Raw genomic sequence first — 25764 nt, forward strand, 5'->3', positions numbered from 1 at the left:
TCAGACCTCCTTGGCGGCAGTGGCGGAGGTGCGGCGACGACCGCGCACCGGAGGACGGGCGCCCAGGCGCTTCGGGTCCAGGCCGGACCAGGGGTGACCCTCGGCGAAGAACTTGGTGCGGGCGAGCAGGGTGATCAGCGGCTTGGTGAAGAAGAAGATCACCACGACGTCCAGGGCGGTGGTCAGACCGAGGGTGAAGGCGAAGCCCTGCACCTTGCCGACCGAGACGAAGTAGAGCACCGCGGCACAGAGGAAGGAGACGAAGTCCGAGACCAGGATGGTGCGCCGGGCCCGCGGCCAGGCGCGCTGGACGGCCGGGCGCAGCGGGGCGCCCTCGCGGACCTCGTCGCGGATGCGCTCGAAGTACACGATGAAGGAGTCCGCCGTGATGCCGATCGCGACGATGGCACCGCAGACGGCCGGCAGGTTGAGCGCGAAGCCGATGCCCGCGCCGAGCAGCGACATGATCGCGTAGGTCAGCGCGGCCGAGACCAGCAGACCGGCGATCGAGACCAGGCCGAGGCCGCGGTAGTAGACCAGCGAGTAGAGCACCACGAGGACCATGCCGATGGCGCCGGCGATCAGACCGGCCGTCAGCTGGTCGCCGCCGAGCTGCGGGGAGACCGTGGTGACGTCGCTCATCTGGAAGGTCAGCGGCAGCGCGCCGAAGGAGAGCACGTCGGCCAGGGCCTTGGCCTCCTGCTGGGTGAAGCTGCCGGAGATCACGGCCGAGCCGCCGGGGATGGCCTGCTGGACGTACGGGTGGGAGACCACCTTGCCGTCGAGGACCACGGCGAACTGGTTGGCCGGCGGGGCCTGGGTGGCCAGCTGACCGGTGATCGCGGCGAAGGCGTCCGAGCCGGCGCTGTTGAACTGGAGCTGGACCTGCCAGCCGGCACCCTGCTGGGTGTCGTACACGGCGGTGGCCTTGGAGATGCTGTCACCGTTCACGGCCACCGGGCCGAGCGCGAACTTGTACCAGATGCCCTGCTCGGCGTCGTAGGAGCAGGCGACCGCGTTCTTGGTCGGCTCGCTCTGGTAGTCCAGGCGCTTGGACGGGTCCGAGCAGTCCAGCGCGGCGAACTGCTGCTGCAGCTCGGCCGGGACGGCGCCCTGGGTGAGGGCGGCCGAGAGGTCGGCGGCGCTCGGGGCGCTCGGCGCGGCGCTCGGGGTGCCGGACGCGTTCGGCGTGGCCGAGGCGGAGGCGGTCGGGTCGGCCTTCAGCGCGTCGGTGACGGCGCGGCCGGCCTTGCTCCCGGACGGGCTCGGCGTGGCCGAGGGCGCGGCGGCGGAGGCGCCGGCGTTCGGGGAGGCGGCGGCCGACGGGCTGCCCGAGGCGCTCGGGGTGGCCGAGGGCTGCGGCAGGGAGCCGGTGGGCGCGAGCGCCAGCACCGGGCGGAAGTAGAGCTTGGCGGTCTGACCGACGTCCTTGATCGCCTTCTCGTTGCCACCATCCTTGTTCGGGATGTTGACGATGATGGTGTCCGAGCCCTGGGTCTGGACCTCGGCCTCGGAGACACCGAAGGCGTTCACGCGCTTCTGGATGATGTTGACCGCGGTGTCCATGTTGGACTTGTTGATCGCGGCGGGGTCATCCGACTTGGCGGTCAGCGTGATGCTGGTACCACCGGCGAGGTCGATCCCGAGACGCGGCGTGGTGTGGCCCGTCCCGAACATGAGGGCGACCAGTCCGACGGTGACGACCAGGATGAAGGCCAGTGCCCGTCCCGGGTAACCGTCGCGCGGGCGCGACTTGGGTGTTGCCACCTTGCTCGTTTCTCCCTGTCCATGCCGCCGCCCACCGGACCCTGTCCGGTAGGTGGCGGATAGGGGGAGGGTGGCCTGACGGCCCGTGAGGTCCTGTGTGCGCGCGGCGACTTGCCGCTCGATCGGGGAAGCCCGACCGTACTACTTGCTCTTCGGGGCCTCGTCGTCGGCACCTCCGTTGTCCGAGTCGTCCGACTTGTCGAAGCTGACCGGCTTCTCGTCGGCCTCGGCCGCCTCGTCCTGCGGCTCCTCGTCGGCCGGGCGGCCGTTGATGATCGCGTCGTACTCCTGCGGCTCCAGCACCGCGGCGATCGCGCCCTTGGTGAAGTGGGCGACCACGCCGGGGGCGAGCTCCAGCTCGACGGTCTCCTCGTTGACCGACTTGACCAGGGCGTACATCCCCCCGATGGTGCGGACGCCGGCGCCCGGCTCGAGGCCGGAACGCATCTGCTGCGCCTGCTCCTGCCGCTTCTTGTTCGACCGGAACATCATGAACAGAACGGCGATCATGATCAGAGGGAGGATGAGCGTTTCCACAGCCTGTGTCCTTGTCCAGGCCGCCTACGGTGCGACGGCCATCGGCATTGGGTCGGCCCGTCGGGTGAGAGGGGCGGTCCGGCGGAGTCTAAGCGACCTCCGCTGATCGGACAACGCCAAGCATGTCATCCTGCCGCCGTTGGTGGCGACCTCCACCAGGAACGGTTTGCTCACGATCTTTGTCGGATCCCCACGAGCCGACCGCCCCTCAGCGCTCCGCCGCACCGAACAGGTCGCCCTGCCCGGGCACCGGCCCGCGGGCCCCCTGCTGCGGCGGCGTCATCCCCAGGTGGTGCCAGGCCGCGGCGGTGGCGATCCGGCCGCGCGGGGTGCGGGCCAGCAGGCCCTCCCGCACCAGGAAGGGCTCGGCCACCTCCTCCACCGTCTCGGCCTCCTCCCCCACCGCGACGGCCAGCGTGGACAGGCCCACCGGGCCGCCGCCGAAGAGCCGCAGCAGCGCGTCCAGCACCGCCCGGTCCAAGCGGTCCAGACCACGTGCGTCGACCTCGTAGACGTCCAGCGCCCTGGCCGCGATCTCCTGGCTGACCAGCCCGTCGTGCCGCACCTGGGCGAAGTCCCGCACCCGGCGCAGCAGGCGGTTCGCGATCCGGGGCGTGCCGCGCGAGCGCCCGGCGATCTCGGCCGCGGCCGCCCCGTCGATCTCCACGTCCAGCAGCGCGGCCGAGCGCCGCACCACCCGCTCCAGCTCGCTCGGGGCGTAGAACTCCATGTGCCCGGTGAAGCCGAAGCGGTCCCGCAGCGGCGGGGGCAGCAGGCCGGCCCGGGTGGTGGCGCCGACCAGCGTGAAGGGCGGCAGCTCCAGCGGGATCGCGGTGGCGCCCGGGCCCTTGCCGACGATCACGTCGACGCGGAAGTCCTCCATCGCCAGGTAGAGCATCTCCTCGGCCGGACGGGACATCCGGTGGATCTCGTCCAGGAAGAGCACCTCGCCCTCGGTGAGCGAGGAGAGGATCGCCGCGAGGTCGCCCGCGTGCTGGATGGCGGGGCCCGAGGTGATCCGGATCGGCGCGCCCAGCTCGGCCGCGATGATCATCGACAGGGTGGTCTTGCCCAGCCCGGGCGGGCCGCTGAGCAGGACGTGGTCCGGGGCGGTGCCGCGCTGTCGGGCCGCCTGGAGCACCAGCGAGAGCTGCTCGCGGACCCGCTCCTGGCCGATGAACTCGTCCAGCAGCTTGGGCCGCAGCGCCGCCTCCACCGCCTGGTCCTCACCGTCGGCGGCGGCGGCCACCACGCGGTCGGCGGGGTCGGAGTCGTACGGGCTCATCGGGGCGGGCTCCTGACGGTCCATCAGCGGATTCGGTCTCAGCGGGTGCGGTTGAGGGTGCGCAGGGCGGCCTTCAGCAGGGCACCGACGTCGGTGGTGGTCTGCTCCTCGGCCTCCGGGGTGACGGCGGTGACCGCCTCGTCGGCCTCCCGGGCCGCGTAGCCCAGGCCGACCAGCGCGGCGTGCAGCTGCTCGCTCCACGGGGCGGGCCCGGCGGCCAGCGGCTTCTGCGCGGGGACGGCCCCGCTCGGCGCGCCGAGCTTGTCCTTGTACTCCAGCAGCAGCTTCTGGGCCAGCTTGGGCCCGATCCGGGGGACGGCGGTGAGGGACTTGGCGTCCCCCTGGGCGACGATCCGGCGCAGCTCGTCGGGGGTGAAGACGGCCAGCACGCCGAGCGCCATGGTGGCGGCGACCCCGCTGGCGGTGAGCAGCACCTCGAAGGTGGCGCGCTCGTCCTCGTCGGCGAAGCCGTAGAGGGTGAGCGAGTCCTCCTTGACGATCAGTGCGGTGGTGAGCCGGGCGGGCTCGCCGATCCGCAGCGTGCCGAGGGTGCGGGGCGTGCACTTCACCAGCATGCCGACCCCGCCGACCTCGACGACCGCGCTGCCGGCGGTGACGGCGGCGACCGGGCCCTGGACGAAGGCGATCATCGGCGGTACTCCCTGGTGGTGCGCGGACGGGGGGCGGTCTGCTTGGCGGTGGCGACCGCGGCGGCCAGCCGATTGGTGGTGGCGCCGCGCCAGATGTGACAGATCGCCAGCGCCAGCGCGTCGGCGGCGTCGGCGGGCTTGGGCGGCTCGGCGAGCCGGAGCAGCCTGGTCACCATGGCGGTGACCTGGGCCTTGTCGGCCCGGCCGGAGCCGGTGACGGCGGCCTTGACCTCGCTCGGGGTGTGCAGGGTGACGGGGATGCCGCGCCGGGTGGCGCAGAGCATCGCGACCGCGCTGGCCTGCGCGGTGCCCATCACGGTGCGCACGTTGTGCTGGGCGAACACCCGCTCCACGGCGACGAGTTCGGGCCGGTGCTCGTCGAGCCAGGCCTCGATGCCCTGCTCGACCCGGAGCAGCCTGGGCCCGATCTCCTCCTCGGCGGGGGTGCGGATCACCCCGACCCCGACCATGGTGAGCGGCCGCCCGGGCGTGCCGTCGACCACCCCGACCCCGCACCTGGTCAGCCCAGGGTCCACACCCAGCACCCGCACTCTGCCCCGCCTCCGTACGCTCCGACCTGCGAAGGCTACCGCCCTGGTCCGACAGCCGGACCAACGACACCGGCCCGGCGGTCCTGGAGGACCGCCGGGCCGGTGTCACGCACCGTCAGCTCACTCGGCGTCGAGCTGCGCGCCGACCTCGTCGCTGATCTCGAAGTTGGCGAAGACGTTCTGCACGTCGTCGCTGTCCTCGAGGGCGTCGATCAGCTTGAAGATCTTGCGGGCGCCGTCCACGTCCAGCGGGACCTGGAGGTCCGCGACGAAGTTGGCGTCGGCCGAGTCGTAGTCGATCCCGGCGTCCACCAGCGCGGTGCGGACGGCGACCATGTCGGTGGCCGCGCTGAGCACCTCGAAGGTGTCACCGAGGTCGGTGACCTCCTCGGCGCCGACCTCCAGGACGATCTCCATGACCCGGTCCTCGTCGACCCCGTCCGCCTTGGGGACGATCACGACGCCCTTGCGGTTGAAGAGGTAGGAGACCGAGCCCGGGTCGGCCATGTTGCCGCCGTTGCGGGTCATCGCGACGCGCACGTCGGAGGCCGCGCGGTTGCGGTTGTCGGTGAGGCACTCGATCAGGACCGCCACGCCGTTCGGGCCGTAGCCCTCGTACATGATGGTCGAGTAGTCGGCCCCGCCGGCCTCGGCGCCCGAGCCGCGCTTGACGGCGCGGTTGATGTTGTCGATCGGGACGGAGCTCTTCTTCGCCTTCTGGATGGCGTCGTAGAGCGTCGGGTTGCCCGCCGGGTCGCCGCCACCGGTGCGGGCCGCCACCTCGATGTTCTTGATCATCTTGGCGAAGAGCTTCCCGCGCTTGGCGTCGATGACCGCCTTCTTGTGCTTGGTGGTAGCCCACTTAGAGTGGCCGGACATCGCCAGCTCCTTTACGTCGCCAAAGGGAAATGAACAGAAGGGATCTTACCGGTGCCGCGCTCCGGTCAGTGCGCAGCGTCCTCCACCATGCGCACGAAGTACTCGTGCACCCGGTGGTCGCCGGTGAGCTCGGGGTGGAACGAGGTGGCCAGCAGGTTCCCCTGACGGACCGCCACGATCCGGCTGTCCGGGCCGTCGGCCGCCGGCAGCTCGGCCAGCACCCGGACACCGGCGCCGACCTCCTCGACCCAGGGGGCGCGGATGAAGACGCCGTGCACCGGCTGCTCCATGCCCTCGAAGGCGATGCCGGACTCGAAGGACTCGTTCTGCCGGCCGAAGGCGTTGCGGCGGACCGTCATGTCGATCCCGCCGACGGTCTCCTGGTCGTCCCGGCCGTCCAGGATCTTGTCGGCCAGCATGATCATGCCGGCGCAGGTGCCGTAGACCGGCATGCCGGCCCGGACGCGCTCGCGCAGCGGGTCCATCAGGCCGAACAGCAGGGCCAGCTTGGACATCGTGGTGGACTCCCCGCCGGGGATCACCAGCGCGTCCACCTCGGCCAGCTCCTCCGGCCGGCGGACCTCGCGGGCGATGGCGTCGGCCGAGGCCAGCGCGATCAGGTGCTCGCGGACGTCGCCCTGGAGTGCCAGGACGCCGATGACGGGGGTGCTCACGGTGTTACCTCATTCGGGAAGATCGTTGGACGTGCGGCGGCCCGCCGCGCGATCAAGGCTGCGCGGCGGGCCGACCGGACGTGATTACCAGCCGCGGTTGGCGTACCGCTCGGCCTCGGGCAGGGTGTCGCAGTTGATGCCGACCATGGCCTCGCCCAGGTTGCGGGAGGCGTCCGCGATGACCTTCGGGTCGTCGAAGAAGGTGGTCGCCTTCACGATGGCGGCGGCGCGCTTGGCCGGGTCGCCGGACTTGAAGATGCCCGAGCCGACGAAGACGCCCTCGGCGCCGAGCTGACGCATCAGCGCGGCGTCGGCCGGGGTGGCCACGCCACCCGCGGAGAACAGCACGACCGGCAGCTTGCCGAGCTCGGCGACCTCCTTGACCAGCTCGTACGGAGCGCGCAGCTCCTTGGCGGCGGCGTACAGCTCGTTGTTGTCGAAGCCGCGCAGCTTGGCGATCTCGTTCTTGATCTGGCGCAGGTGGCGGACGGCCTCGACCACGTTGCCGGTGCCGGCCTCGCCCTTGGAGCGGATCATGGCCGCGCCCTCGGCGATGCGGCGCAGCGCCTCGCCCAGGTTGGTGGCGCCGCAGACGAAGGGGGTGGTGAAGGCGAACTTGTCGGAGTGGTTGACCTCGTCGGCCGGGGTCAGCACCTCGGACTCGTCGATGTAGTCGACGCCGAGCGACTGCAGGACCTGGGCCTCGACGAAGTGGCCGATCCGGGACTTGGCCATGACCGGGATGGAGACCGCGGCGATGATCTCCTCGATCATGTTCGGGTCGGACATCCGGGCCACGCCGCCGTCCTTGCGGATGTCGGCGGGGACGCGCTCGAGGGCCATGACGGCCACCGCACCGGCGTCCTCGGCGATCTTGGCCTGCTCGGCGTTGACCACGTCCATGATCACACCGCCCTTGAGCTGCTCGGCCATGCCGCGCTTCACGCGGGCGGTGCCGATCTGCGGCTGGTCAGCGGTGATGGGGGTGGTGGACACGTGTGACCTCACTCGAAGATGTACCAGTGCTATCGCCCTATCGTAGGCCCGAAGCAGGTGGGGACCATGCACCACCAAGGCCAGAAGGCCCTCCGGCTTACGACAAAGCGGCTTACGACAGAAGTCTGAACGACCCTCAGGTGCCCAAGGCTCTCAGGCCGGGGCGCCCTGCGGGGTGAGCGCGAGCGGCGGTTCGTCGTCCATCTCGAAGGCCAGCGGGAAGGGCGCCCGCCCCGCCAGCCGGAAGTACCGGACCAGCCGGTGCTCGCGCACCGCCCGGGCCGCCCGCACCGCGTCGTTGTGGAAGCGCCGGGCCATCGGCACCCGGCGCACCGCGGCCGTCAGGTCCTTCAGCGCCTCCGCCCCGCCGGGCGCCGCGGCCAGCGCGGCCAACTGCTCGGGCTCGGCGAAGACCGCCCGCAGCGCCAGGCTGAGCTCGCTCTCGGCCACCTCGCGGTGGTCGTCCTCGGCCTGGCGCGCGGCGTGCGCGGCCTCCAGCAGCAGGATCGAGGCGGCCGGGTCGAGCAGCGAGGAGGTGGCCAGCTCCATCGCCACCGAGGCCCGGCGCAGCAGCTGCGCGTCCAGCGAGGCGCGCGCCGCGTCGATCCGGGCGTGCAGCCGGTCCAGCCGCCCCGCCGTCCAACTCAGGTACACGCCGAACAGCACGACCGCCACCGCGGCCCAGATCCAGTTGCTCACGGGCAGGTACGCTACCGCGCCGGGTGGTGCTCGAACCGGTAGGTCTCCCGGTCCAGCTCGGTGATCTGCACGCCGAGCGCGGCCGGCACCGTGACGTGCGCCCGCAGCAGCTCCAGCACCCGGCGGCTCAGCTCGGCCCGCAGCTCGGTGGAGCGCCCGGCCAGCACCTTCACCTCGACCAGCACCAGCGCCTCGTCCGACGCACCGTCACCGACCAGCACCCGCCCGGCCTCGCGGACCACCGTCTTGCAGGCGGCGGTGTCGGTGTCGATCACCGCCGGGATCACCCGGTGCAGCTCGCCCGCGAGCCCCGCCCAGTCCACGTCCAGCCCCGCCGAGTGGTCGATCAGCACCTGCGGCATGTCACTCCCCCATCTGTCGTTCCGTCAGTCCCGGGCCAGGCCGAGGCGCTCGCGCCAGCCGCCGCGGGTGTCCTCGGCCACCTCCGGCATGCCGTCGGTGACCGTCTCGTACACCGCGAGGATGTCCGCCCCCACGGTCGACCAGTCGAAGCGGCGCACGTGCCGGGAGGCCGCCTCGCGCAGCTCGGCAAGCCGCTCCGGGTCGGCCAGCAGCCGCACCGCGGCGTCGGCCAGCGCGCCGGCGTCCTCGACCGGGAAGAGCTCCCCGGCACCGCCGCCGTCCAACACCTGCTTGAAGGCGTCCAGGTCGGAGGCGAGCACCGGCGCGGCCGCCGACATCGCCTCGACCAGGATGATGCCGAAGCTCTCGCCGCCGGTGTTGGGCGCCACGTACAGGTCCACGCTGCGCAGCAGCCGGGCCTTCTCCTCGTCGCTGACCATGCCGAGGAACTCCACGTGCCGGCGCACCTCGGGGGTCAGCCCCTCGGCGGCCTCCTCCTCGTCGCCCTTGCCGGCCACCAGCAGCCGCACGCCCGGGCGCTCGGCCAGGATCTTCGGCAGCGCGGCCAGCAGGGTGGGCAGGCCCTTGCGCGGCTCGTTGATCCGGCCGATGAAGCCGATGGTGGGCGCGGCCACCGTGCCGGTCCAGCGCGGGTCCGGCTCGGCGCCGGCGAAGAAGCCGACGTCCACCCCGTTGGGGATCACCACCGCGTCGCCGCCCAGGTGCTCGACCAGGGTCCGTCGGGCGTACTCGCTGACCGCGATCCGGGCGCTCATCTTCTCCAGCCCGGGCTGGAGGATCGGCGAGGCCGCGATCATCGCCCGCGAGCGCGGGTTGGAGGTGTGGAAGGTGCCGACCATCGGCCCGGAGGCGGACCAGGCGGCCAGCATCGACAGGCTCGGCGAGGCCGGCTCGTGCACGTGCAGGATGTCGAAGTGGCCGTCGTTCAGCCACCGCCGCACCCGGGCGGCGGAGAGGATGCCGAAGCTCAGCCGCGCCACCGAGCCGTTGTACGGCACCGCGACGGCCCGCCCGGCCGAGACCACGTACGGCGGCAGCGCCGACTCGTCCTCGGCCGGGGCCAGCACCGAGACCTGGTGGCCGAGCGCGATCAGGTGCTCGGCCAGGTCGCGGATGTGGAACTGCACCCCGCCCGGCACGTCCCAGTCGTACGGGCAGACGATCCCGATCCTCACCGCTTGACCTCCAGGTCGGCCAGCCAGAAGCGCTGCAGCATGTGCCAGTCCTCCGGGTGCTCCCGGATGCCCTCGGCCCAGATGTCCGCCATCGCCTGGGTCATCGCCGAGGTCCGCTCCTTCTGGTCCCCCTCCTCGGGGGGCAGCACCTCGGGGTGGATCTCGCCGCGCATCACCGCGCCGTCGTACCAGAGCGTCACCGGGAAGAGCGCGGCCCCGGTGCGCAGCGCCAGGGCGGCCGGGCCGGCCGGCATCCTGGTGGTCTCGCCGAAGAAGTCCACCGGCAGGCCCGCCTCCGAGAGGTCGCGGTCGCCGACCAGGCAGACCAGCTTGCCGGAGCGCAGCCGCCGGGCCAGCGTCCCGATCACCGAGACCTGACCACCCGTCAGCGGCAGCACCTCCATGCCGAGCCCCTCGCGGTAGGCCACGAAGCGGTCGAACAGCGACTCCGGCTTGAGCCGCTCGGCCACGGTGGTGAACGGGTGCCCGCCGACCGCGGCCACCCAGGCCCCGGCCAGGTCCCAGTTGCCCATGTGCGGCAGGGCCACCACGGCGCCGCGCCCGGCGGCGAGCGCCTCGTCCAGCCGCTCCAGGCCCTTGACCCGGCAGTCCTCGGCGAGGCGCGCGGTGGAGTACACCGGCAGCCGGAAGGACTCCTTCCAGTACCGCAGGTAGGAGCGCATCCCGGCCCGGGACAGCGCCCGGATCCCGGCCTCGTCCAGCTCGGGCCGGACCCGGCGCAGATTGGCCTCCAGCCGCAGCACGCCCTTGCCCCGGCGCCGCCAGGCGAAGTCGGCCAGCTGGTCGAAGAGTCCGCGCGCCAGCGGCTCGGGCAGGTGCTTGAGCGCCGCCCAGCCCAGCGCGTACGCCCCGTCGACCAGGCCTTCCTTGGTCATCTTCACGCCGTCGCCTCCGCCGCCGCGTCGGCCTCCCGCGACTCCCGACGCACCGTCAGCATCCGCTGGAACACCGTCACCAGGCTCCCCACGGCCACCACCCAGAGCGCCGTCGGCAGCAGCCACTCCAGGTACGGCACCCCGAAGGTGCCCAGCCCCGTCACCCCGGCCGCGACCAGCGTGATCACCAGCCGCTCCGCGCGCTCCACCAGCCCGTTGACGTTCACCGGGAAGCCCAGGCTCTCGCCCCGGGCCTTGGTGTACGAGACCACCTGACCGCTCGCCAGGCAGAACACCGCGACGGCGCACAGCACGTTGCTGTTCCCGTGCCCGGAGTACCAGAGCGCCAGCCCGCCGAAGATCGCCGCGTCGGCGACCCGGTCCAGCGTGGAGTCCAGGAAGGCGCCCCAACGGCTGGAGGTGTTTGCCTGGCGGGCCATGTTCCCGTCCACCAGGTCGGAGAAGATGAAGAGGGTGATGGTGATGGTGCCCCAGAAGAACTCCCCGCGCGGGAAGAACACCAGCGCACCGGCGACCGAACCGGCCGTCCCGATCAGCGTCACGGCGTCCGGGCTGACGCCCCAGCGGAGCAGCAGCGCGGCGAACGGCGTCAGGACACGTGTGAAGAAGGCACGTGCGTACTTGTTGAGCATGGCCTTCCGGACCGCCCCGATCTTCCGAAACCCACCCCCGCCCTCAGGGCGGCGGGCGGCCGAGCGGATCGGCCCGCCCGGCCGGACAATGGTATCCACGCCGCTCGCACCCCTCGCCGCCCCACGCCCGCGAGCGCCATCCGGCCCAACCGGCGGCCACCCAGGGCAGTTGACGGCACACCGACCGTGATCGCAGGTGCGCCATGACCGACCGGACCACCCCGCCCCCCGTACCGGTCGAAGATCCGGCCCGGCTGCGCAACGTCGTGCTCGTCGGCGCCGCAGGGGCCGGGAAGACCACCCTCGCCGAGGCCCTCGCCCTCACCGCCGGCGCCCTCACCCGGGCCGGCTCCGTGACCGAGGGCACCACCGCCTCGGACCACGAGGAGATCGAGCACCACCAGCAGCGCTCCGTCCAGCTCTCGCTGCTCCCCCTGGCCTGGCAGGGCCACAAGGTCAACCTGCTGGACACCCCCGGGTACGCCGACTTCGCCGGCCAGCGGCAGGCCGGGATGCACGCCGCCGAGGCCGCCGTCCTGGTCGTCTCCGCCACCGACCAGGTCGGCCCCGCCGTGCTCGCCCTCTGGCGCGAGTGCCGCGCCGCCGGCCTGCCCACCGCCGTCGCCCTCACCCACGTGCACGGCCCCGAGGCCGTGACGGCCTGTCAGGAGGCCTTCGGCGACGGCCACCCGGAGACCGTGCTCCCGCTCTTCCAGCCCCGCTTCGACGGCGGCCGCCTCACCGGCTCCGTCGACCTGCTCACCGGGAGGACCTACGGCGAGGCCCCCGCCGTCGACCAGACCGCCCGCGGCGCCCTGGTGGAGGCCATCGCCGGTGAGGACGACGCCCTGCTGGAGCGCTGGGCCGCCGGCGAGGAGCTGGACCCGGCCTCGCTCACCGAGGCCCTGCGCCGCGAGATCCGGGCCGACGCCGTCCACCCGCTGCTCTGCACCGCCGCACCGCTCGGCGCCGCCGAACTGCTCGACCTGATCGTCACCGTGCTCCCCGCCCCCACCGAACGCACCGACGACCGCCCGCCCTGCGACCCGGACGCCCCCGTCACCGCCCAGGTCATCCAGACCGGCGAGGACCAGTACGTCGGCCGGCTCAGCCTGGCCCGGATCTGGTCCGGCACCCTGCGCCCCGACACCGCCCTCCACCTGGACGGCGGCCCCGAGGAGCGCGTCACCGCCCTCACCAGCCCCTTCGGCGCCCGCCAGCGGCCCGTCCCGCAGGCCCTGCCCGGCGACCTGGTCTGCCTGGCCAAGCTGGCCCGGGCCCGCACCGGCGACACCCTCGGCGGCCCCCCGCTCCCCGCCTGGCCCCGCCCCGAGGCCCTGCTCCCGGTGGCCGTCCGGGCCCACAGCAAGGCCGACGAGGACCGGCTCTCCCAGAGCCTCGCCAGGCTCACCGCCCAGGACCCGGCCCTGCGCGTGGAACAGAACCCCGACACCCACCAACTGGTCCTCTGGTGCACCGGCGAGGCCCACCAGGCCGTGGTCCTCGACCGGCTGCGCAGCCGCTTCGGCGTTCACGTCGACTCCGTCCCGTACGAGGTGGCCCTGCGAGAGACCTTCGCGGGCAGCAGCAGCGGGCACGGACGGCACGTCAAGCAGTCCGGCGGCCACGGGCAGTTCGCGGTCTGCGACCTGACGGTGGATCCGCTGCCCGGTGAGGAGGTCGAGTTCGTCGACCACGTGGTCGGCGGGGCCGTACCGCGCAACTTCATCCCCTCGGTGGAGAAGGGCGTCCGGGCGCAGCTGGCCCACGGCCTGCGCGGCGACCACCCGGTGGTCGGCGTCCGGGTCACCCTCACCGACGGCAAGGCGCACTCCGTCGACTCCTCGGACGCCGCCTTCCAGACCGCCGCCGCACTCGCCCTCAAGGAGGCCGCGGAGCACGGCACCGTGCAGCTGCTCGAACCGGTGGACGAAGTCCGGGTCCTGCTCCCCGACGAGTACCAGGGCGCAGTCCTCGGCGACCTCTCCGCCCGCCGCGGCCACGTCCTCGGCACCGAGCCCGGCGGCCCCGGCCTCAGCCTGGTCCGCGCCGAAGTCCCCGAACTGGAGCTCAGCCGCTACCCCATCGACCTCCGCTCCCTCTCCCACGGCACCGGCACCTTCTCCCGCACCTACCTCCGCCACGCCCCCATGCCGCCCGCCCTTGCGGCGCAGTACGCGTGAGAGTTGGGGCGGGGGACGTACGTGGTTACACCAGGGGCGCGGGGAACTGCGCGCAGGGGAACGGCACATGCTGCAACTGGCCCGCATGCCCCGATCTCACACTGGTCCGCCTTCCGAACTCGCGCAGTTCCCCGCGCCCCCGAAGGCATGACCACGTACGTCAGCCGGAACGCCGCGGCAGGGCGCAGGCGGGCGTCCCGCCGGGGAGGCTGTGGCGGTGGGCCGAGACCCAGCGGTAGACCGCCGCCGCGAGCGGGCGGACCGGGGCGAGCGTCAAGGCAGCGCCGAGGTAGGCCCAGGCGCCGCCGGACCGCATCAGCAGCCGCGCCGCGGCCTGTGCCCCGCCGTACACGTCCCCGGCCGGCGTCACCCAGAGGATCTCCCGCTCGGCCCGCTCCCGGCTGACCAGCCCGCGCCCGCCCGCACGGGCGTCCAGCGCCGCCAGGTCCGCGAACTGGAACGGCACCCCCTCCCAGTTCGCCGAGGAGAGGCTCGCCCTCAGGTAGCGCTCGGCGAACTGCTCACTGCTGGTGCAGAACCCGCAGTCGCCGTCGTAGACCAGCACCGGATCGACCACCCGCGTCTCGCTCATGTCCCCGATCCTGCACCATCCGCCCGGCGGAGGATCGGCGCCGCTCGAAAGTGGGCACGATCACTCCACGCCCCGTCCGCACGACGGGAAGTGACGGCGGTTCAGACGATCAAGCACGCGGGGTGCCGGTCGCACGGTAACCTGCCGCTGACAAGGGGAGGAGGGGAGGCCGCCGTGACGAAGCTGGACATGACCCCGGGCGCGCAGATACCCCGTACGGACGTCGGACCACAGACTGCGGTCACCCAGCTGCTCTCGTCGGTGGCCTACCGCGACGGTGACGTCAAGGACCTGGAGAAACTGCCCGGAGTCACCGTCAACGGGGGCAAGAACCTCCTGTTCCGGCCCAGCGTCGGCGAGGCCTACGCCAAGGCGATCATCGCCCGCACGCTCGGCGCCGGGCGGAACCCGCTGGTGCCCTCCTTCGGGACCGACACCCGGATGGTGGTCGAGCACTGCCTGGCCGCCGAGGAGCTGCGCAACGCGCGCGACCGGCAGCTCCAGGTGATCACGCTGCTCACCGGCGTGCTCTTCCTGCCCGGCACGCTGATCTGGCTCGCGGTCTTCTACGGCCGGATCTGGCTCAAGCGCAAGAGCCCGGCGAACCGCCACGGCGCCTACAACGCCCTGCTGGTGACGGCAGCCGTCGGTCTCGCCGTGCTGCTCGCGCTGCGCCCGCCGGTCGGTGGTCCGTTCGCGCTGTACTTCCGGGTGATGATGCTGGCTCCCGTGCTGGGCTGGTTCCTGGCCAAGCGCCTGGTGCTGCGCTCGACCATCGAGCTGCGCAACCGCTGGGGCGGCCTGGTCGAGGGCAGTGCGCTGGCCGCGACGGTGCCCAAGGCGGTGCCCCGGGACGACCTGGACAAGAAGGCCACCGACCTGCGCGCCTCGCTGGAGCGCCTGACGGTGGAGCAGGAGACCAACGTCCACCACTACGCCGGCGGCAAGGGCATCCTGGGCGCCGGGATGCGGTGGGGCGACTGGCAGGTGGTCGAGGAGCTGCGCCCGCTGGAGGGCCGGCCGGACTTCCGGGCCTTCCACCCCTGGGACCTCAGCCGGAAGATCACGGCCCGGATGAGCACCCTGACCCAGAGCGAGGTCGGCGGCGGGGCGATGCCGCACATGGCCGTCCAGCAGTGGCTGGTGGTGGACGTGCCCGAGGGCGCCGACGAGATCGGCCGCCCGTCCGGTCCGGACATGGACGGGTACCGGATGCGCGACTTCGCGCTCCAGACGATCGCCAACCGGCAGAGCCTCGGCACCGACAGCCGACACCGCACCACCGTCCAACTGGTGCTCCACAAGGGTCAGTTGGTCACCACCGTGGTGATCGGCGTGACGGTGATGAGCAACACCCTGCGGGTCTCCGTCTCCGGCCACGCGCTCGGCCCGCTGAACGGGCTGTTCGGCGCCAAGCCGAAGCCCAAGGAGATCAAGGTCCCGAAGACCGGCAAGTTCTGGGAGGAGCGCACCGTCGTCCTCCCGCTGGTCGACAACGACGAGGTGGTCCGCCAGGCGGTCCGCGCCCCCTTCGTGAAGATCCCCTCGCTGCTGGCCTGGCTGGGCGGCGGGATCGGCCTGCCCGAGCCCTTCTCGCTCCGCGGGGCCTGGGCCGACCAGACCTGGACCAGCCGCTACAAGGCGGACGACGTCATCTTCAGCATCGCCCCGGTGGTCAACGCGGTGCTGGCCGCCACCGTCGAGTTCCTGGACGAGCACGACGTGGACTCCAGCCGCCTCGCCAACCGCGGCGGCATCCTCAGGTCCGAGATGCAGGGCAGCCGCCCGTTCAAGGCCGACCGCTACGACGCGGGCTGATCCCACCGCACGTCAGAGGGGCGGTACCCGGTGGTTCCGGGTACCGCCCCTCTGACGTGCGCTCAGTCCTGCGGCCACACCTCGGCGAGCATCTTCCGGGTGTCGGCGAGCAGTTGGGGCAGCACCTTGGTGTGCCCCACCACCGGCATGAAGTTGGTGTCCCCGCCCCAGCGCGGCACCACGTGCTGGTGCAGGTGGGCGGCGATGCCGGCACCGGCCGCGGCGCCCTGGTTCATCCCGATGTTGAAGCCGTGCGCGCCGGAGGCGGTGCGCAGGGCCGTCATGGCGCGCTTGGTGTAGTCGGCCAGCTCGGCCGTCTCCTCCGCGTCCAGGTCGGTGTAGTCGGCCACGTGCCGGTACGGCACCACCATCAGGTGCCCGCCGTTGTACGGGTACAGGTTGAGCACCGCGAAGACCGCGCTCCCCCGGGCGATCACCAGCCCGTCCTCGTCGCTGAGCGAGGGGATCGAGCAGAACGGGCAACCGTCGTCCGGTGCGGGCCCGGTCGGCTTGTTCTCTCCCTGGATGTACGCCATCCGATGAGGCGTCCACAGGCGCCGGAATCCATCCGGTTCGCCCACACCCCGCTGCAGTTCCGGCTCACTCGTCATGCTGATCAGCATATTCGCCAGGACGCCCGGGGAAAGCAGTCCGGGGCGGACTCTCTCGAAGAGAGCCCGCCCCGGAGCGTACGAACCGTCAGACCTGGACCCGGCTGCGGACCGCCTCGACGATCTCGGCCACCGCCTCGGCGACCGGGACGCCGTTCTTCTGCTCGCCGTTGCGGTAGCGGAAGGAGACCGCGCCGGCCTCGACGTCGTCGTTGCCCGCGATCAGCATGAACGGGACCTTCGACTTCTGGGCGGTGCGGATCTTCTTCTGCATCCGGTCGTCCGAGGCGTCGACCTCGACCCGGATGCCCTGCTTCTTCAGCTCGGCGGCCACCTCGCGCAGGTACGGGATGTGCTCGTCGGTGATCGGGATGCCGACCACGGTGACCGGGGCCAGCCACGGCGGCATGGCACCGGCGTAGTGCTCCAGCAGCACCGCGAAGAAGCGCTCGATCGAGCCGAACAGCGCACGGTGGATCATGACCGGGCGCTGACGGTTGCCGTCCGAGCCCTGGAACTCCAGCTCGAAGCGCTGCGGCAGCTGGAAGTCGACCTGGATGGTGGACATCTGCCAGGTGCGACCGATCGCGTCCCGGGCCTGCACCGAGATCTTCGGGCCGTAGAAGGCGGCGCCGGCCGGGTCGAGGACGAGCTCCAGGCCCTGCTTCTCGGCGGCGGCCCGCAGGGTCTCGGTGGCCTCCTCCCAGTCCTCGTCCGAGCCGATGAACTTCTCCGGGTCCTTGGTGGAGAGCTCCAGGTAGAAGTCGTTCAGGCCGTAGTCGCGCAGCAGGTCGAGCACGAAGGTCAGCAGCGAGTCGAGCTCGTCCGCCATCTGCTCGCGGGTGCAGTAGATGTGCGCGTCGTCCTGGGTGAAGCCGCGGGCCCGGGTCAGGCCGTGCACCACGCCGGACTTCTCGTAGCGGTAGACGGTGCCGAACTCGAAGAGCCGCAGCGGCAGTTCGCGGTAGGAGCGGCCGCGCGAGCGGTAGATCAGGTTGTGCATCGGGCAGTTCATCGGCTTCAGGTAGTAGTCGATGTCGCCGTCGAGCTTCATGGGCGGGTACATCCCGTCCGCGTACCAGTCGAGGTGACCGGAGAGCTCGAAGAGCGTGCCCTTGGTGGCGTGCGGGGAGTAGACGAACTCGTAGTCCGCCTCCTCGTGGCGCTTGCGCGAGTAGTCCTCCATGACCCGGCGCATGATGCCGCCCTTGGGGTGGAAGACGGCCAGGCCGGAGCCGATCTCCTCCGGGATGGAGAAGAGGTCCAGCTCGGCGCCGAGCTTGCGGTGGTCGCGCTTGGCGGCCTCCTCGAGGAAGTCGAGGTGCGCCTTGAGCTCGTCCTTGGTCGGCCAGGCGGTGCCGTAGATGCGCTGCAGCATCGGGTTCTTCTCGCTGCCGCGCCAGTAGGCGGCCGCGTTGCGCATCAGCTTGAAGGCCGGGATGTGACGGGTGCTCGGCAGGTGCGGGCCGCGGCAGAGGTCGCCCCAGCAGAGGTCGCCGGTCTTGGCGTCCACGTTGTCGTAGATGGTCAGCTCGGCGCCGCCCACCTCGACGTCGGCGCCCTCGCCGGCCGTCGCGGCCGAGCCCTTGAGCCCGATCAGCTCCAGCTTGTAGGGCTCCTTGGCCAGCTCCTCGGTGGCGGCCTCGTCGGTGACCACCCGGCGGGAGAACTTCTGCCCGCGCTTGATGATCTCCTGCATCTTCTTCTCGACGGCCTTCAGGTCGTCGGGGGTGAACGGCTTCTCGACGTCGAAGTCGTAGTAGAAGCCGTCCTTGACCGGCGGGCCGATCCCGAGCTTGGCCTCCGGGAAGAGCTGCTGCACGGCCTGCGCCATCACGTGCGCGGTGGAGTGCCGCAGGATGTCCAGGCCGTCCTTGCTGGAGATGACGACGGGCTCGACCTCGTCGCCCTCCTGCACCTGGTAGGCCAGGTCCTTGAGCGCACCGGCCACCCGGGCGGCGATCACGGCGCGGTCGTCGGCGAAGAGCTCGGCGGCCGTGGTGCCCGTGGTCACCACGCGCTCTTCCCGATCGGGTTCGCGGTTGATGATGATCCGGACGTCGGTCACCGGTCTCTCCTGACCTCTGTGTACCGCAGCACCGTGCTGCGCGAGTCCGATGGTACCGAGATCACGAGCCGCGCCGCGCACCGCTGCCCCCTCTCCGGACAGGTGTGCGCCCCTCGCTGGATTGAGGGGGCGTCAACTGCGGTATCACCTGGGCAGAACGCGGCCGTGCCCGGCGCGCCACTGGTCCTCGGTGGCGCGCCGGGCGCCGCCCGGTGGGGATCGGGGGCTCGTCATGCCGCACACCCAGCCCTGGTACCAGGGCCCGCTCGCCTCTTTCGACACCGAGACCACCGGCGTGGACGTCGAGACCGACCGCATCGTCTCGGCGGCGCTGGTGCTCCAGACCGCGCCCGGCGCTCCCGTCCGGACGCTCTCCTGGCTGGCCGACCCGGGGGTGCCCATCCCCGAGGGCGCGCAGGCCGTGCACGGCATCACCGACCAGCGGGCCCGCGACTTCGGCCGCCCGCCCCGGGTGGTGGTCGCCGAGATCGCCCGCGCGCTGGCCGAACAGGCCCACCGCCACGTGCCCTTGGTGGTGATGAACGCGCCCTACGACCTCACCCTGCTCGACCGCGAGCTGCGCCGGCACCGGGCCAGCACGCTCGCCGACAGCCTGGGCGGGAACGAACTGCTGGTGCTGGACCCGCGGGTGATGGACAAGTACGCCGACCGCTACCGCAAGGGCCGCCGCACCCTCACCGACCTGTGCGCGCACTACGGGGTCAGCCTCACCGGCGCCCACGACGCGGCGGCCGACGCCACCGCCGCGATGGACCTGACCCGCGCCCTGGGCCTGCGCTTCCGGGTGCCGCTGGGTTCGCTCACCCCGGCCGAGCTGCACCTGCGCCAGGCGGTCTGGCACGCGGCCCAGGCCCGGGGCCTGCAGAACTGGTTCGACCGCTCCGGCGCCGCGGAGCAGGTCGACTTCTCCTGGCCGCTCCGCCCGGCCCGCTGCGCCTGCGGCGGCCGGCCCTACCCCGAGCACGACTGCGGCGTCGCGGCCTGAGCCGGCCCCCGCAACCACGGCAACGGCAGAGGCCCTGACCGGCGAACTGCCGGTCAGGGCCTCTGTGTTACTCGGTGGGCGATACTGGGATCGAACCAGTGACCCCTTCGGTGTGAACGAAGTGCTCTCCCGCTGAGCTAATCGCCCGGGCAACGAGATGAACAGTAGCACCCCTCGGGCCCGACTGGCCAATTCCCTTCCGCGGGGCCCGAGCGGACGGTCCCCCAGTTCCCGTCCCCGGCACGGAGACTGACGCGGAATCAGACCGCGCGGTGGAACTCCCCGGAAACGACGGAAGACCCCGGCCAATTAATTGGCCGGGGTCTTCCCGCATTCCGGTGGGCGATACTGGGATCGAACCAGTGACCCCTTCGGTGTGAACGAAGTGCTCTCCCGCTGAGCTAATCGCCCGGGTGCAGGGAAAACATTACCGCATCCGGAGGGGTGCTCCGAACACCCCTCCGCGCTCCCCCCGCGACCCCCGCTCCCCCGCGGCCGGCGCTCCGGTCAGTCGTTGATCTTCCACGGCATGACCAGCCCGTACCGCCACAGGTACCAGCCGCCCAGCCCGGCGATGATCACCAGGCCGATGCTCGTCAGGATGATGTTGCGGCGCCGGACCTTGGGGTCCAGTGCCTTCTGCGCCGCCTCGGTGACCTTGCGCTTGGTCCAGCGCAGCACCAGCTGCGCCCAGACGAACTCGGTCGCCCAGATGCCCATGCCCAGGAAGATGACCACCCAGCCCGGCCCGGGCAGCGGCAGCATCACCACGCCGAGCGCGACCACCGCGAGGCCGACCAGGAAGACCGCCACCTGCCAGCTGAGGTGGAGCGGTCTGGAGCGCCGGATGAAGTGCGGCGCCTTGGACCCGAGGCCCTCGTCGGCCGCCGGGCCGGCCTTCGAGCCCTCGGGCTCGGGATTGTCGTTTCGTACAGCCATGCCGCGAAAACTACCGGAGCGCCCGCCCGGTTCCCGGGCCCCGGAGGCTCCGTAGCGATTCCGCAATGCGCCGGAAGGGGTACGACTCGGACCGGAATCGGGACAGACGGGTTTACACCGGGCTTTCAGGTGGGATGGTCCGTTCGCCGACGTGCGATTCCCCGAGCGCACACTGAGCGAAAGGCCCTGGCGCTTATGAACACCACGGTCAGCTGCGAGCTGCACCTGCGCCTCATCGTGTCCAGCGAGTCGTCACTGCCCGTCCCCGCGGGCCTGCGCTACGACACTGCCGACCCCTATGCCGTGCACGCGACCTTCCACACGGGTGCCGACGAGACCGTGGAGTGGGTGTTCGCCCGCGACCTCCTCGCGGAGGGGCTGCACCGACCCACGGGCACCGGCGACGTCCGGGTGTGGCCCTCGCGGAGCCACGGTCAGGGGGTGGTCTGCATCGCCCTGAGTTCTCCGGAAGGAGAAGCCCTGCTGGAAGCCCCGGCTCGAGCGCTCGAGTCCTTCCTCAAGCGCACCGACGCCGCCGTGCCACCCGGCACCGAACACCGTCACTTCGACCTCGACCGGGAGCTGTCCCACATCCTCGCCGAGAGCTGACCGCCGCACCGGCAGGTCCGCTCCCGCCACCGCGTCCGTCCTACTCGGGGGCACGGTCGCACGCTCAACCGCCCACGGGCGGTCCGTCAGGGCCGGGCCCCGGCACGCTCCCACCGGAGCGCGCCGGGGCCCTCGCCCTTTCCCGGCGGGACCGGCCGGGACCGGCCGGCGAGGCCCGTGGTGACGGCCCGTGCCGGTAGAGTCGCGGGAACGACCGACGCGGGGCCCACGAAGCCCCCGCCGCGCGAGGAGCCTCACGTGCTGATCACCCATGACACCGAATGCGCGCTGGGCATTCTGGTCGAGCTGCTCAACACCTCCCCCGACGCCTGCGGCAGCGAACAGCTCCCCGACCTGGCGGCGCTGCACTCGTTCGTGGCCCGCCGGGAGATCAGCGAGGTCGACTCGCTCACCCCGGACGACCTCACCGCGGTGCGCTCGCTCCGCGGCCGGCTGCGCGAGGTCTTCTCGGCCGGCTCCACCGACGAGGCCGCCGAGCTGGTCAACGCGGTGGTCGCGGCCGCGGGCACCACCCCCCGGCTGGTCAACCACGACCACCACGGCTGGCACATCCACTACTTCGCCCCGCACGCCGCGATCGGCGACCACCTGGCGGCCGAGCTCGGGATGGCGCTGGCCTTCATCGTGATGGCCGGCGAGCGCGAGCGGCTGCGCCGCTGCGAGGCGCCGGACTGCGCCCGGGTCTTCGTCGACCTCTCCCGCAACCGCTCCCGCCGCTACTGCGACAGCCGCACCTGCGGCAACCGCCTGCACGTCGCCGCCTACCGCGCCCGCCAGCGCTCCGCCGAGGCGGTCCCCGCCGGCTGACGGCCCCGCCCTCCCGGTCCTCCTGCTCCGACCCGCTCCGCGAGCCACGGTCAGGCGGGCGGTGAGGAGGTCGGTGGGCGAAGGGTGGAAGACTTGGCCCCATGACCGATGCTCCCCTCCCGCGGCTCGAGTTCTGGGCCGACCTCCAGTGCCCCGACTGCCGCACCGCCCTGACCGACCTCGACGCCCTGCGCGAGCAGTACGGCGAGGCCCTCATCGTCGAGCTCCGGCACTTCCCGCTGGAGAAGAACAAGCACGCCTACGCCGCCGCCCAGGCCGCCGAGGAGGCGCTCGCCCAGGGCCGGGGCCGGGAGTTCACCGAGGCGCTGCTGGAGCGCTGCGAGGAGCTGGCCAAGGCCAAGAACGGCGAGGCGTTCCTGGTCGCGCTGGCCGGTGAACTCGGGCTGGACGCCGAGGAGATGGACGTGGCGCTGATCGACGGGCGGCACACCCTGGTGGTGGACGCCGACCAGGCCGAGGGCAAGGCGATCGGCGTCACCGGCACCCCGACGTACCTGATCGCCGGTCAGCGCCTGGACGGCGGCAAGAGCCAGGAAGGGCTGCGCGAGCGGATCGCCGAGATCCTGGACGCGGTGGCGAAGGGCTGACCCTCCCTCAGAGCAGCGGCTTGCCGAACACCCGGCGGGTGAGCCGGTAGCCCAGCGACTCGTAGAGCCGGATGGCCACCGCGTTGGAGCTGAACACGTTGAGCCCGAGGTCGGCCACTCCGGCCGCCAGGCACTCCCGCTCGGCGAGCCGCATCAGGGTGCGGCCGTGGCCCTCGCCGCGGCGCCCCTCGTCCACCTCCACCGTCATCACCCAGGCCAGCGGCGAACCGTCCGGCAGGGTGCTCTGGCGCAGCGTCACCCAGAGCGAGCCCAGCACGGTGCCCTGCGCGTCCAGCAGTTCGCGCAGGGCCGTGCCGGGGGTGGCGTGGCCCTGGAGGAGCAGTCGCCGGTGGTCGGTGTCGGCCTTCTCCCGGGCCTGCTGCTCGGCCAGGCCGGAGCCGGTGAGGTGGCTGACGTAGCCCTCCTTGGCCTGGGTGAGCCAGGTCTCGAAGCGGTCCGGGCCGATCGGACGGACCGTCAGGCCCGCCGGGAGCTCCGGGGCGCGGCCGAGGTGCTTGGCCATGTTCCGCATCCGCTCGGTGTACCCGAGCAGCCGGGCCAGCCCGAGGGCGGCCTCGTTGCCGGCCGGGACGGTGACGTCCACCCGGCTGCAGCCCCAGCCGCGCAGCACCTCCTCGGCGGCCAGCGAACCCACCGTGGCCCGGCCCCGCCGCAGACCCTCGGTGACCTCCAACTCCGAGACGGTGCCCCAGCGTTGCTCGCCGTACGGGGTGGCCGTGGTGCGCAGCGAACCGACCGGGCGACCGTTGACGCAGATCAGCCAGCGCCGGGTGCGGCCGCCGTCGGGACGGATTTCCTCGGGGTGCTCGGGACGCAGGGTGGTGGTCATGGGGTGTGCATTCCCCGTCCCGCCCCGGCTGATCCGCGCCGGGGAATCACGGGTCGAGGTCGTCCGCGGCGCGCTCGGTGAACTGGCGCATGGCCTTGAGGGTGACCGGTCCGGGCCCGGCCAGCTCGCGGTCGTCGATCCGGGTGACGGCCTGCACGTCGCGCAGGGTGGAGGTGAGGAAGACCTCCTCGGCCTCGGCCAGCACCTCGAACGGGAGGTCGGCCTCCTCGGCGCCGGCCCAGTCGACGACCAGCTGCCGGGTGATGCCGGCCAGGCAGCCGGAGGCGAGCGGCGGGGTGAGCAGCCGGCCGCCGAGCACCACGAAGATGTTGGAGCCGGTGCCCTCGCAGAGCCGGCCGGCGGTGTTGGCGAAGATCGCCTCGGAGGCGCCGGCCCGGTGGGCGGCGGCCAGGGCGACCACGTTCTCGCCGTAGGAGGTGGTCTTGAGACCGGTGAGCGCGCCGTGCTCGTTGCGCCGCCACGGGACGGTCTTCACCGCGGTGGTGTCCGGGCGGGGCTTGGCGGTGCCGACCGCGATCACCAGGGTGGGCGGGGCGTCGCCGCGCTCGGAGCCGAGCGGGGCCGTGCCGCCGGTGTAGGTGATCCGCAGCCGGCCGAGCTCCATCGGGTTGGCGGCCAGCACCTGGCGCACGCCCTCGCGGACCACCGCGTGGTCCGGGGCGGGCAGGCCGAGGCCCTCGGCGGAGCGGCTGAGCCGGTCGAGGTGGCGGGTGAGCGCGAAGGCCGCGCCGTCCACCGCCTTGGCCGTCTCGAAGACGCCGTCGCCCACGGTCAGCCCGTGGTCGAGCACGGAGACGGTGGCGCTGCTCTCGTCGACCAGGCGGTCGTTGACCCAGATCATCAGGTGTCGCTCCTAGGGGCCCGCACTGCTACTCGGTGCCCGAGGCTATCGCGACCAGGCGGGCCGCCTTGAGCTCGGTCTCGTCCCACTCCCGCTCCGGGTCGGAGCCCCAGGTGATGCCGGCGCCGGTGCCGAAGTGCAGCACCGGGCGGTCCGCCTCGCTCCGGTCGATCCAGAACGTCCGGATGCCGACGGCGAGTTCGGCCTCGCCCCGGTCGGCGTCCACCCAGCCGACGGCGCCGCAGTAGGGGCCGCGCGGGGCGGTCTCCAGGGCCTCGATGATCCGCAGCGCACTGCTCTTGGGAGCCCCGGTGACGGAGCCGGGCGGGAAGGTGGCCCCGAACAGCTCGGCCCAGCCGGCCCCTTCGCGTAGCTCGCCCTCCACGGTGGAGACCAGGTGCACCAGGCCGGGGTGCTTCTCCACCACGCAGAGGTCGGGCACGGTGACGCTGCCGGTGGCGCAGACCCGGCCGAGGTCGTTGCGGACCAGGTCCACGATCATCACGTTCTCGGCGTGGTCCTTCTCCAGCAGGTCGTGCTCGGTACGGCCGGTGCCCTTGATCGGGCCGGAGGAGACGGTGCGGCCCCGGCGGCGCAGGTAGAGCTCGGGCGAGGCGGTGGCGATCTCCACCCCGTGGCCGGGCAGGCGGATCGTTCCGGCATGGGGCGCGGGGTTGCCGTGCGCGAGCAGTCCGGTGAGCGCGTCGATGTCGCTGCGCTCCGGGTCGGGCAGCGGCGCGGTCATCACCCGGCAGAGGTTGGCCTGGTAGACCTCGCCGGCCGCGATGTGCTCGCGGATCCGGCGCACGCCCGCGGTGTAGGCGTCCCGGTCGAGCGAGCTGTGCCAGCTGCCGGGGTCGGGCCCGAGCCAGCCGTCGGTGCGCGGCGGGGCCGGGTCGGGACGGACGGAGTCGAAGCGCGCGCAGGTGAGGCGCCCCTCGAAGTCGTACGCCACCGCCCAGTACCCCTCGCCCTCGAGGGCGGCCGGGTCGGAGGTGACGTCGCGCAGGCCGGTCGCCAGCCGGCCGGCGAACCTCGCCATGGGGGTCGGGCTGATGCGGGGGGTGGTGCGGCCGGACACGGTGCTCCTGCGCGGTGAGGGTGGTGCGGGGGTGCTTCGAAGTGTAGGTCGGAGGGGGTGCCCGACGTCGGGTCGCGAGGGCCCGGCGGCGGGCCCGGTGACCTGACGAGGTGCCAGCTCGCGGGGGTCCCGGAGGGCACCCCGTCGGCACGCTGCGGGAACGGAATTTGAGCTGGCCCAGGAATCCGCTAAAGTTCAACACGTCGCCGGGAAACGGAGCCGCAGGAAAGCGGTGAAGGGCCTCGAAGACAGGCGGACGTGGCTCAGTTGGTAGAGCATCACCTTGCCAAGGTGAGGGTCGCGAGTTCGAATCTCGTCGTCCGCTCGACGGAGAACGGTGTAAGATCGTTCCCTGTTGTTGCCTGGTGGAGTGGCCGAGAGGCGAGGCAACGGCCTGCAAAGCCGTGTACACGGGTTCAAATCCCGTCTCCACCTCCATGAGGTGCCCCTGGTTCGCCAGGGGCCCTCCCCGCGCGATTAGCTCAGCGGGAGAGCACTACCTTGACACGGTAGGGGTCACTGGTTCAATCCCAGTATCGCGCACGTCGGTCCCCTCGGGACCT

At 72.2% G+C, this 25764-nt stretch carries 26 protein-coding genes and 5 tRNA genes; 9 read left to right on the top strand and 22 right to left on the bottom strand.

Features of this window, described 5'->3' with window-relative positions; all coding sequences use genetic code 11:
* The 13 genes from secD to pgsA form a co-directional block, all read right to left on the bottom strand.
* Nucleotides 1-1767: a protein translocase subunit SecD gene (secD, locus tag ACWEPF_RS07845; RefSeq protein ID WP_452171865.1), complete on the bottom strand. Its 1767-nt coding sequence runs from the start codon at nt 1765-1767 to the stop codon at nt 1-3.
* A 141-nt stretch (nt 1768-1908) separates the two neighbouring features.
* The gene (yajC, locus tag ACWEPF_RS07850) at nt 1909-2304 is read right to left on the bottom strand and encodes a preprotein translocase subunit YajC (RefSeq protein ID WP_345278996.1); all 396 of its coding nucleotides are present in this window, start codon (nt 2302-2304) and stop codon (nt 1909-1911) included.
* A 208-nt stretch (nt 2305-2512) separates the two neighbouring features.
* Nucleotides 2513-3613, bottom strand: a complete 1101-nt coding sequence (gene ruvB, locus ACWEPF_RS07855; RefSeq protein ID WP_452171866.1) for a Holliday junction branch migration DNA helicase RuvB — start codon at nt 3611-3613, stop codon at nt 2513-2515.
* A gap of 14 nt (nt 3614-3627) precedes the next feature.
* Nucleotides 3628-4239, bottom strand: a complete 612-nt coding sequence (gene ruvA, locus ACWEPF_RS07860) for a Holliday junction branch migration protein RuvA (RefSeq protein ID WP_452171867.1) — start codon at nt 4237-4239, stop codon at nt 3628-3630.
* Nucleotides 4236-4790 (bottom strand): crossover junction endodeoxyribonuclease RuvC, encoded by a 555-nt coding sequence (ruvC, locus tag ACWEPF_RS07865; protein WP_380150341.1) that lies wholly within the window; start codon nt 4788-4790, stop codon nt 4236-4238. Before ruvC ends, ruvA begins: the two co-directional genes overlap by 4 nt.
* A 120-nt stretch (nt 4791-4910) precedes the next feature.
* Nucleotides 4911-5669, bottom strand: coding sequence for a YebC/PmpR family DNA-binding transcriptional regulator (locus ACWEPF_RS07870; RefSeq protein WP_345278992.1), 759 nt, complete (start codon nt 5667-5669; stop codon nt 4911-4913).
* 65 nt (nt 5670-5734) lie between these two features.
* Nucleotides 5735-6343 carry a pyridoxal 5'-phosphate synthase glutaminase subunit PdxT gene (gene pdxT / locus ACWEPF_RS07875; RefSeq protein ID WP_345278990.1) on the bottom strand — a complete coding sequence of 203 codons (609 nt, stop codon included), beginning with the start codon at nt 6341-6343 and terminating at the stop codon, nt 5735-5737.
* Nucleotides 6344-6427: 84 nt separating this feature from the next.
* Nucleotides 6428-7339, bottom strand: a complete 912-nt coding sequence (gene pdxS / locus ACWEPF_RS07880) for a pyridoxal 5'-phosphate synthase lyase subunit PdxS (protein WP_345278988.1) — start codon at nt 7337-7339, stop codon at nt 6428-6430.
* 153 nt (nt 7340-7492) lie between these two features.
* The gene (locus ACWEPF_RS07885) at nt 7493-8038 is read right to left on the bottom strand and encodes a hypothetical protein (protein ID WP_345278987.1); all 546 of its coding nucleotides are present in this window, start codon (nt 8036-8038) and stop codon (nt 7493-7495) included.
* An 11-nt stretch (nt 8039-8049) separates the two neighbouring features.
* The gene (locus ACWEPF_RS07890) at nt 8050-8400 is read right to left on the bottom strand and encodes a 5-carboxymethyl-2-hydroxymuconate Delta-isomerase (RefSeq protein ID WP_452171868.1); all 351 of its coding nucleotides are present in this window, start codon (nt 8398-8400) and stop codon (nt 8050-8052) included.
* Nucleotides 8401-8424: 24 nt separating this feature from the next.
* Nucleotides 8425-9597: a glycosyltransferase family 4 protein gene (locus ACWEPF_RS07895; protein ID WP_345278983.1), complete on the bottom strand. Its 1173-nt coding sequence runs from the start codon at nt 9595-9597 to the stop codon at nt 8425-8427.
* Nucleotides 9594-10493, bottom strand: coding sequence for a phosphatidylinositol mannoside acyltransferase (locus ACWEPF_RS07900; RefSeq protein ID WP_452171899.1), 900 nt, complete (start codon nt 10491-10493; stop codon nt 9594-9596). The genes ACWEPF_RS07895 and ACWEPF_RS07900 overlap by 4 nt, the downstream gene beginning before the upstream one ends.
* Nucleotides 10494-10495: 2 nt before the next feature.
* Nucleotides 10496-11146, bottom strand: a complete 651-nt coding sequence (gene pgsA, locus ACWEPF_RS07905) for a phosphatidylinositol phosphate synthase (protein WP_452171900.1) — start codon at nt 11144-11146, stop codon at nt 10496-10498.
* 203 nt (nt 11147-11349) lie between these two features.
* Between pgsA and ACWEPF_RS07910 the strand changes: the two genes are divergently transcribed.
* The gene (locus ACWEPF_RS07910; RefSeq protein ID WP_452171869.1) at nt 11350-13329 is read left to right on the top strand and encodes an elongation factor G; all 1980 of its coding nucleotides are present in this window, start codon (nt 11350-11352) and stop codon (nt 13327-13329) included.
* Between the two features lie 160 nt (nt 13330-13489).
* On the opposite strand, the gene ACWEPF_RS07915 is transcribed toward ACWEPF_RS07910, so the two are convergent.
* Nucleotides 13490-13921, bottom strand: coding sequence for a thiol-disulfide oxidoreductase DCC family protein (locus ACWEPF_RS07915; RefSeq protein WP_452171870.1), 432 nt, complete (start codon nt 13919-13921; stop codon nt 13490-13492).
* A 174-nt stretch (nt 13922-14095) separates the two neighbouring features.
* On the opposite strand from ACWEPF_RS07915, the gene ACWEPF_RS07920 reads away from it, so the two are divergent.
* Nucleotides 14096-15739 (top strand): hypothetical protein, encoded by a 1644-nt coding sequence (locus tag ACWEPF_RS07920; protein WP_452171871.1) that lies wholly within the window; start codon nt 14096-14098, stop codon nt 15737-15739.
* 62 nt (nt 15740-15801) lie between these two features.
* On the opposite strand, the gene ACWEPF_RS07925 is transcribed toward ACWEPF_RS07920, so the two are convergent.
* Both ACWEPF_RS07925 and thrS read right to left on the bottom strand, forming a co-directional pair.
* Complete coding sequence (locus ACWEPF_RS07925) at nt 15802-16362, bottom strand: HIT family protein (protein ID WP_345278976.1); 561 nt, start codon at nt 16360-16362, stop codon at nt 15802-15804.
* Between the two features lie 76 nt (nt 16363-16438).
* On the bottom strand, nt 16439-18418 hold the full coding sequence (gene thrS / locus ACWEPF_RS07930; RefSeq protein WP_345278974.1) for a threonine--tRNA ligase: 1980 nt from the start codon (nt 18416-18418) through the stop codon (nt 16439-16441).
* 232 nt (nt 18419-18650) lie between these two features.
* Between thrS and ACWEPF_RS07935 the strand changes: the two genes are divergently transcribed.
* On the top strand, nt 18651-19424 hold the full coding sequence (locus ACWEPF_RS07935) for an exonuclease domain-containing protein (protein ID WP_345278972.1): 774 nt from the start codon (nt 18651-18653) through the stop codon (nt 19422-19424).
* Nucleotides 19425-19499: 75 nt separating this feature from the next.
* Here ACWEPF_RS07935 and ACWEPF_RS07940 read toward each other — a convergent pair.
* From ACWEPF_RS07940 to ACWEPF_RS07950, 3 genes are all read right to left on the bottom strand, one after another.
* A tRNA-Val gene (locus tag ACWEPF_RS07940) sits at nt 19500-19571 on the bottom strand.
* Between the two features lie 192 nt (nt 19572-19763).
* Nucleotides 19764-19835: transfer RNA gene (locus tag ACWEPF_RS07945), tRNA-Val, on the bottom strand.
* A gap of 96 nt (nt 19836-19931) precedes the next feature.
* The gene (locus tag ACWEPF_RS07950; RefSeq protein ID WP_345278970.1) at nt 19932-20363 is read right to left on the bottom strand and encodes a TIGR02611 family protein; all 432 of its coding nucleotides are present in this window, start codon (nt 20361-20363) and stop codon (nt 19932-19934) included.
* Nucleotides 20364-20558: 195 nt separating this feature from the next.
* Here ACWEPF_RS07950 and ACWEPF_RS07955 point away from each other — a divergent pair, with 195 nt between their 5' ends.
* The 3 genes from ACWEPF_RS07955 (at nt 20559) to ACWEPF_RS07965 (ending at nt 22408) form a co-directional block, all read left to right on the top strand.
* Nucleotides 20559-20972 carry an SsgA family sporulation/cell division regulator gene (locus tag ACWEPF_RS07955; RefSeq protein ID WP_030056266.1) on the top strand — a complete coding sequence of 138 codons (414 nt, stop codon included), beginning with the start codon at nt 20559-20561 and terminating at the stop codon, nt 20970-20972.
* Between the two features lie 258 nt (nt 20973-21230).
* Nucleotides 21231-21800, top strand: coding sequence for a CGNR zinc finger domain-containing protein (locus tag ACWEPF_RS07960; protein ID WP_345278968.1), 570 nt, complete (start codon nt 21231-21233; stop codon nt 21798-21800).
* Between the two features lie 101 nt (nt 21801-21901).
* Nucleotides 21902-22408, top strand: coding sequence for a DsbA family protein (locus ACWEPF_RS07965; protein ID WP_452171872.1), 507 nt, complete (start codon nt 21902-21904; stop codon nt 22406-22408).
* A 7-nt stretch (nt 22409-22415) separates the two neighbouring features.
* On the opposite strand, the gene ACWEPF_RS07970 is transcribed toward ACWEPF_RS07965, so the two are convergent.
* From ACWEPF_RS07970 to ACWEPF_RS07980, 3 genes are read right to left on the bottom strand one after another with little or no spacing between them, the layout of a single operon-like run.
* A complete protein-coding gene (locus ACWEPF_RS07970; RefSeq protein WP_452171873.1) occupies nt 22416-23258 on the bottom strand; it encodes a GNAT family N-acetyltransferase in 843 nt (280 codons plus the stop codon).
* A gap of 46 nt (nt 23259-23304) precedes the next feature.
* The gene (locus ACWEPF_RS07975) at nt 23305-24120 is read right to left on the bottom strand and encodes an aminotransferase class IV (RefSeq protein ID WP_345278962.1); all 816 of its coding nucleotides are present in this window, start codon (nt 24118-24120) and stop codon (nt 23305-23307) included.
* A 28-nt stretch (nt 24121-24148) separates the two neighbouring features.
* On the bottom strand, nt 24149-25162 hold the full coding sequence (locus ACWEPF_RS07980; protein WP_452171874.1) for a chorismate-binding protein: 1014 nt from the start codon (nt 25160-25162) through the stop codon (nt 24149-24151).
* 291 nt (nt 25163-25453) lie between these two features.
* Here ACWEPF_RS07980 and ACWEPF_RS07985 point away from each other — a divergent pair.
* From ACWEPF_RS07985 to ACWEPF_RS07995, 3 genes are all read left to right on the top strand, one after another.
* Nucleotides 25454-25526: transfer RNA gene (locus tag ACWEPF_RS07985), tRNA-Gly, on the top strand.
* Between the two features lie 39 nt (nt 25527-25565).
* Nucleotides 25566-25639: transfer RNA gene (locus ACWEPF_RS07990), tRNA-Cys, on the top strand.
* Nucleotides 25640-25672: 33 nt separating this feature from the next.
* Nucleotides 25673-25744 (top strand) — tRNA-Val (locus ACWEPF_RS07995).
* Nucleotides 25745-25764: the final 20 nt, after the last annotated feature.

It is taken from the genome of Kitasatospora sp. NPDC004289, assembly GCF_053602875.1.

Coding starts and splice junctions, on each gene's coding strand:
- ruvB (WP_452171866.1), bottom strand. CDS start 3,613: ATGGACCGTCAGGAGCCCGCCCCGATGAGCCCGTACGACTCCGACCCC.
- ruvA (WP_452171867.1), bottom strand. CDS start 4,239: ATGATCGCCTTCGTCCAGGGCCCGGTCGCCGCCGTCACCGCCGGCAGC.
- ACWEPF_RS07870 (WP_345278992.1), bottom strand. CDS start 5,669: ATGTCCGGCCACTCTAAGTGGGCTACCACCAAGCACAAGAAGGCGGTC.
- ACWEPF_RS07890 (WP_452171868.1), bottom strand. CDS start 8,400: ATGCCGCAGGTGCTGATCGACCACTCGGCGGGGCTGGACGTGGACTGG.
- ACWEPF_RS07900 (WP_452171899.1), bottom strand. CDS start 10,493: ATGACCAAGGAAGGCCTGGTCGACGGGGCGTACGCGCTGGGCTGGGCG.
- pgsA (WP_452171900.1), bottom strand. CDS start 11,146: ATGCTCAACAAGTACGCACGTGCCTTCTTCACACGTGTCCTGACGCCG.
- ACWEPF_RS07910 (WP_452171869.1), top strand. CDS start 11,350: ATGACCGACCGGACCACCCCGCCCCCCGTACCGGTCGAAGATCCGGCC.
- ACWEPF_RS07915 (WP_452171870.1), bottom strand. CDS start 13,921: ATGAGCGAGACGCGGGTGGTCGATCCGGTGCTGGTCTACGACGGCGAC.
- ACWEPF_RS07925 (WP_345278976.1), bottom strand. CDS start 16,362: ATGCTGATCAGCATGACGAGTGAGCCGGAACTGCAGCGGGGTGTGGGC.
- ACWEPF_RS07935 (WP_345278972.1), top strand. CDS start 18,651: ATGCCGCACACCCAGCCCTGGTACCAGGGCCCGCTCGCCTCTTTCGAC.
- ACWEPF_RS07950 (WP_345278970.1), bottom strand. CDS start 20,363: ATGGCTGTACGAAACGACAATCCCGAGCCCGAGGGCTCGAAGGCCGGC.
- ACWEPF_RS07955 (WP_030056266.1), top strand. CDS start 20,559: ATGAACACCACGGTCAGCTGCGAGCTGCACCTGCGCCTCATCGTGTCC.
- ACWEPF_RS07965 (WP_452171872.1), top strand. CDS start 21,902: ATGACCGATGCTCCCCTCCCGCGGCTCGAGTTCTGGGCCGACCTCCAG.
- ACWEPF_RS07970 (WP_452171873.1), bottom strand. CDS start 23,258: ATGACCACCACCCTGCGTCCCGAGCACCCCGAGGAAATCCGTCCCGAC.
- ACWEPF_RS07975 (WP_345278962.1), bottom strand. CDS start 24,120: ATGATCTGGGTCAACGACCGCCTGGTCGACGAGAGCAGCGCCACCGTC.
- ACWEPF_RS07980 (WP_452171874.1), bottom strand. CDS start 25,162: ATGGCGAGGTTCGCCGGCCGGCTGGCGACCGGCCTGCGCGACGTCACC.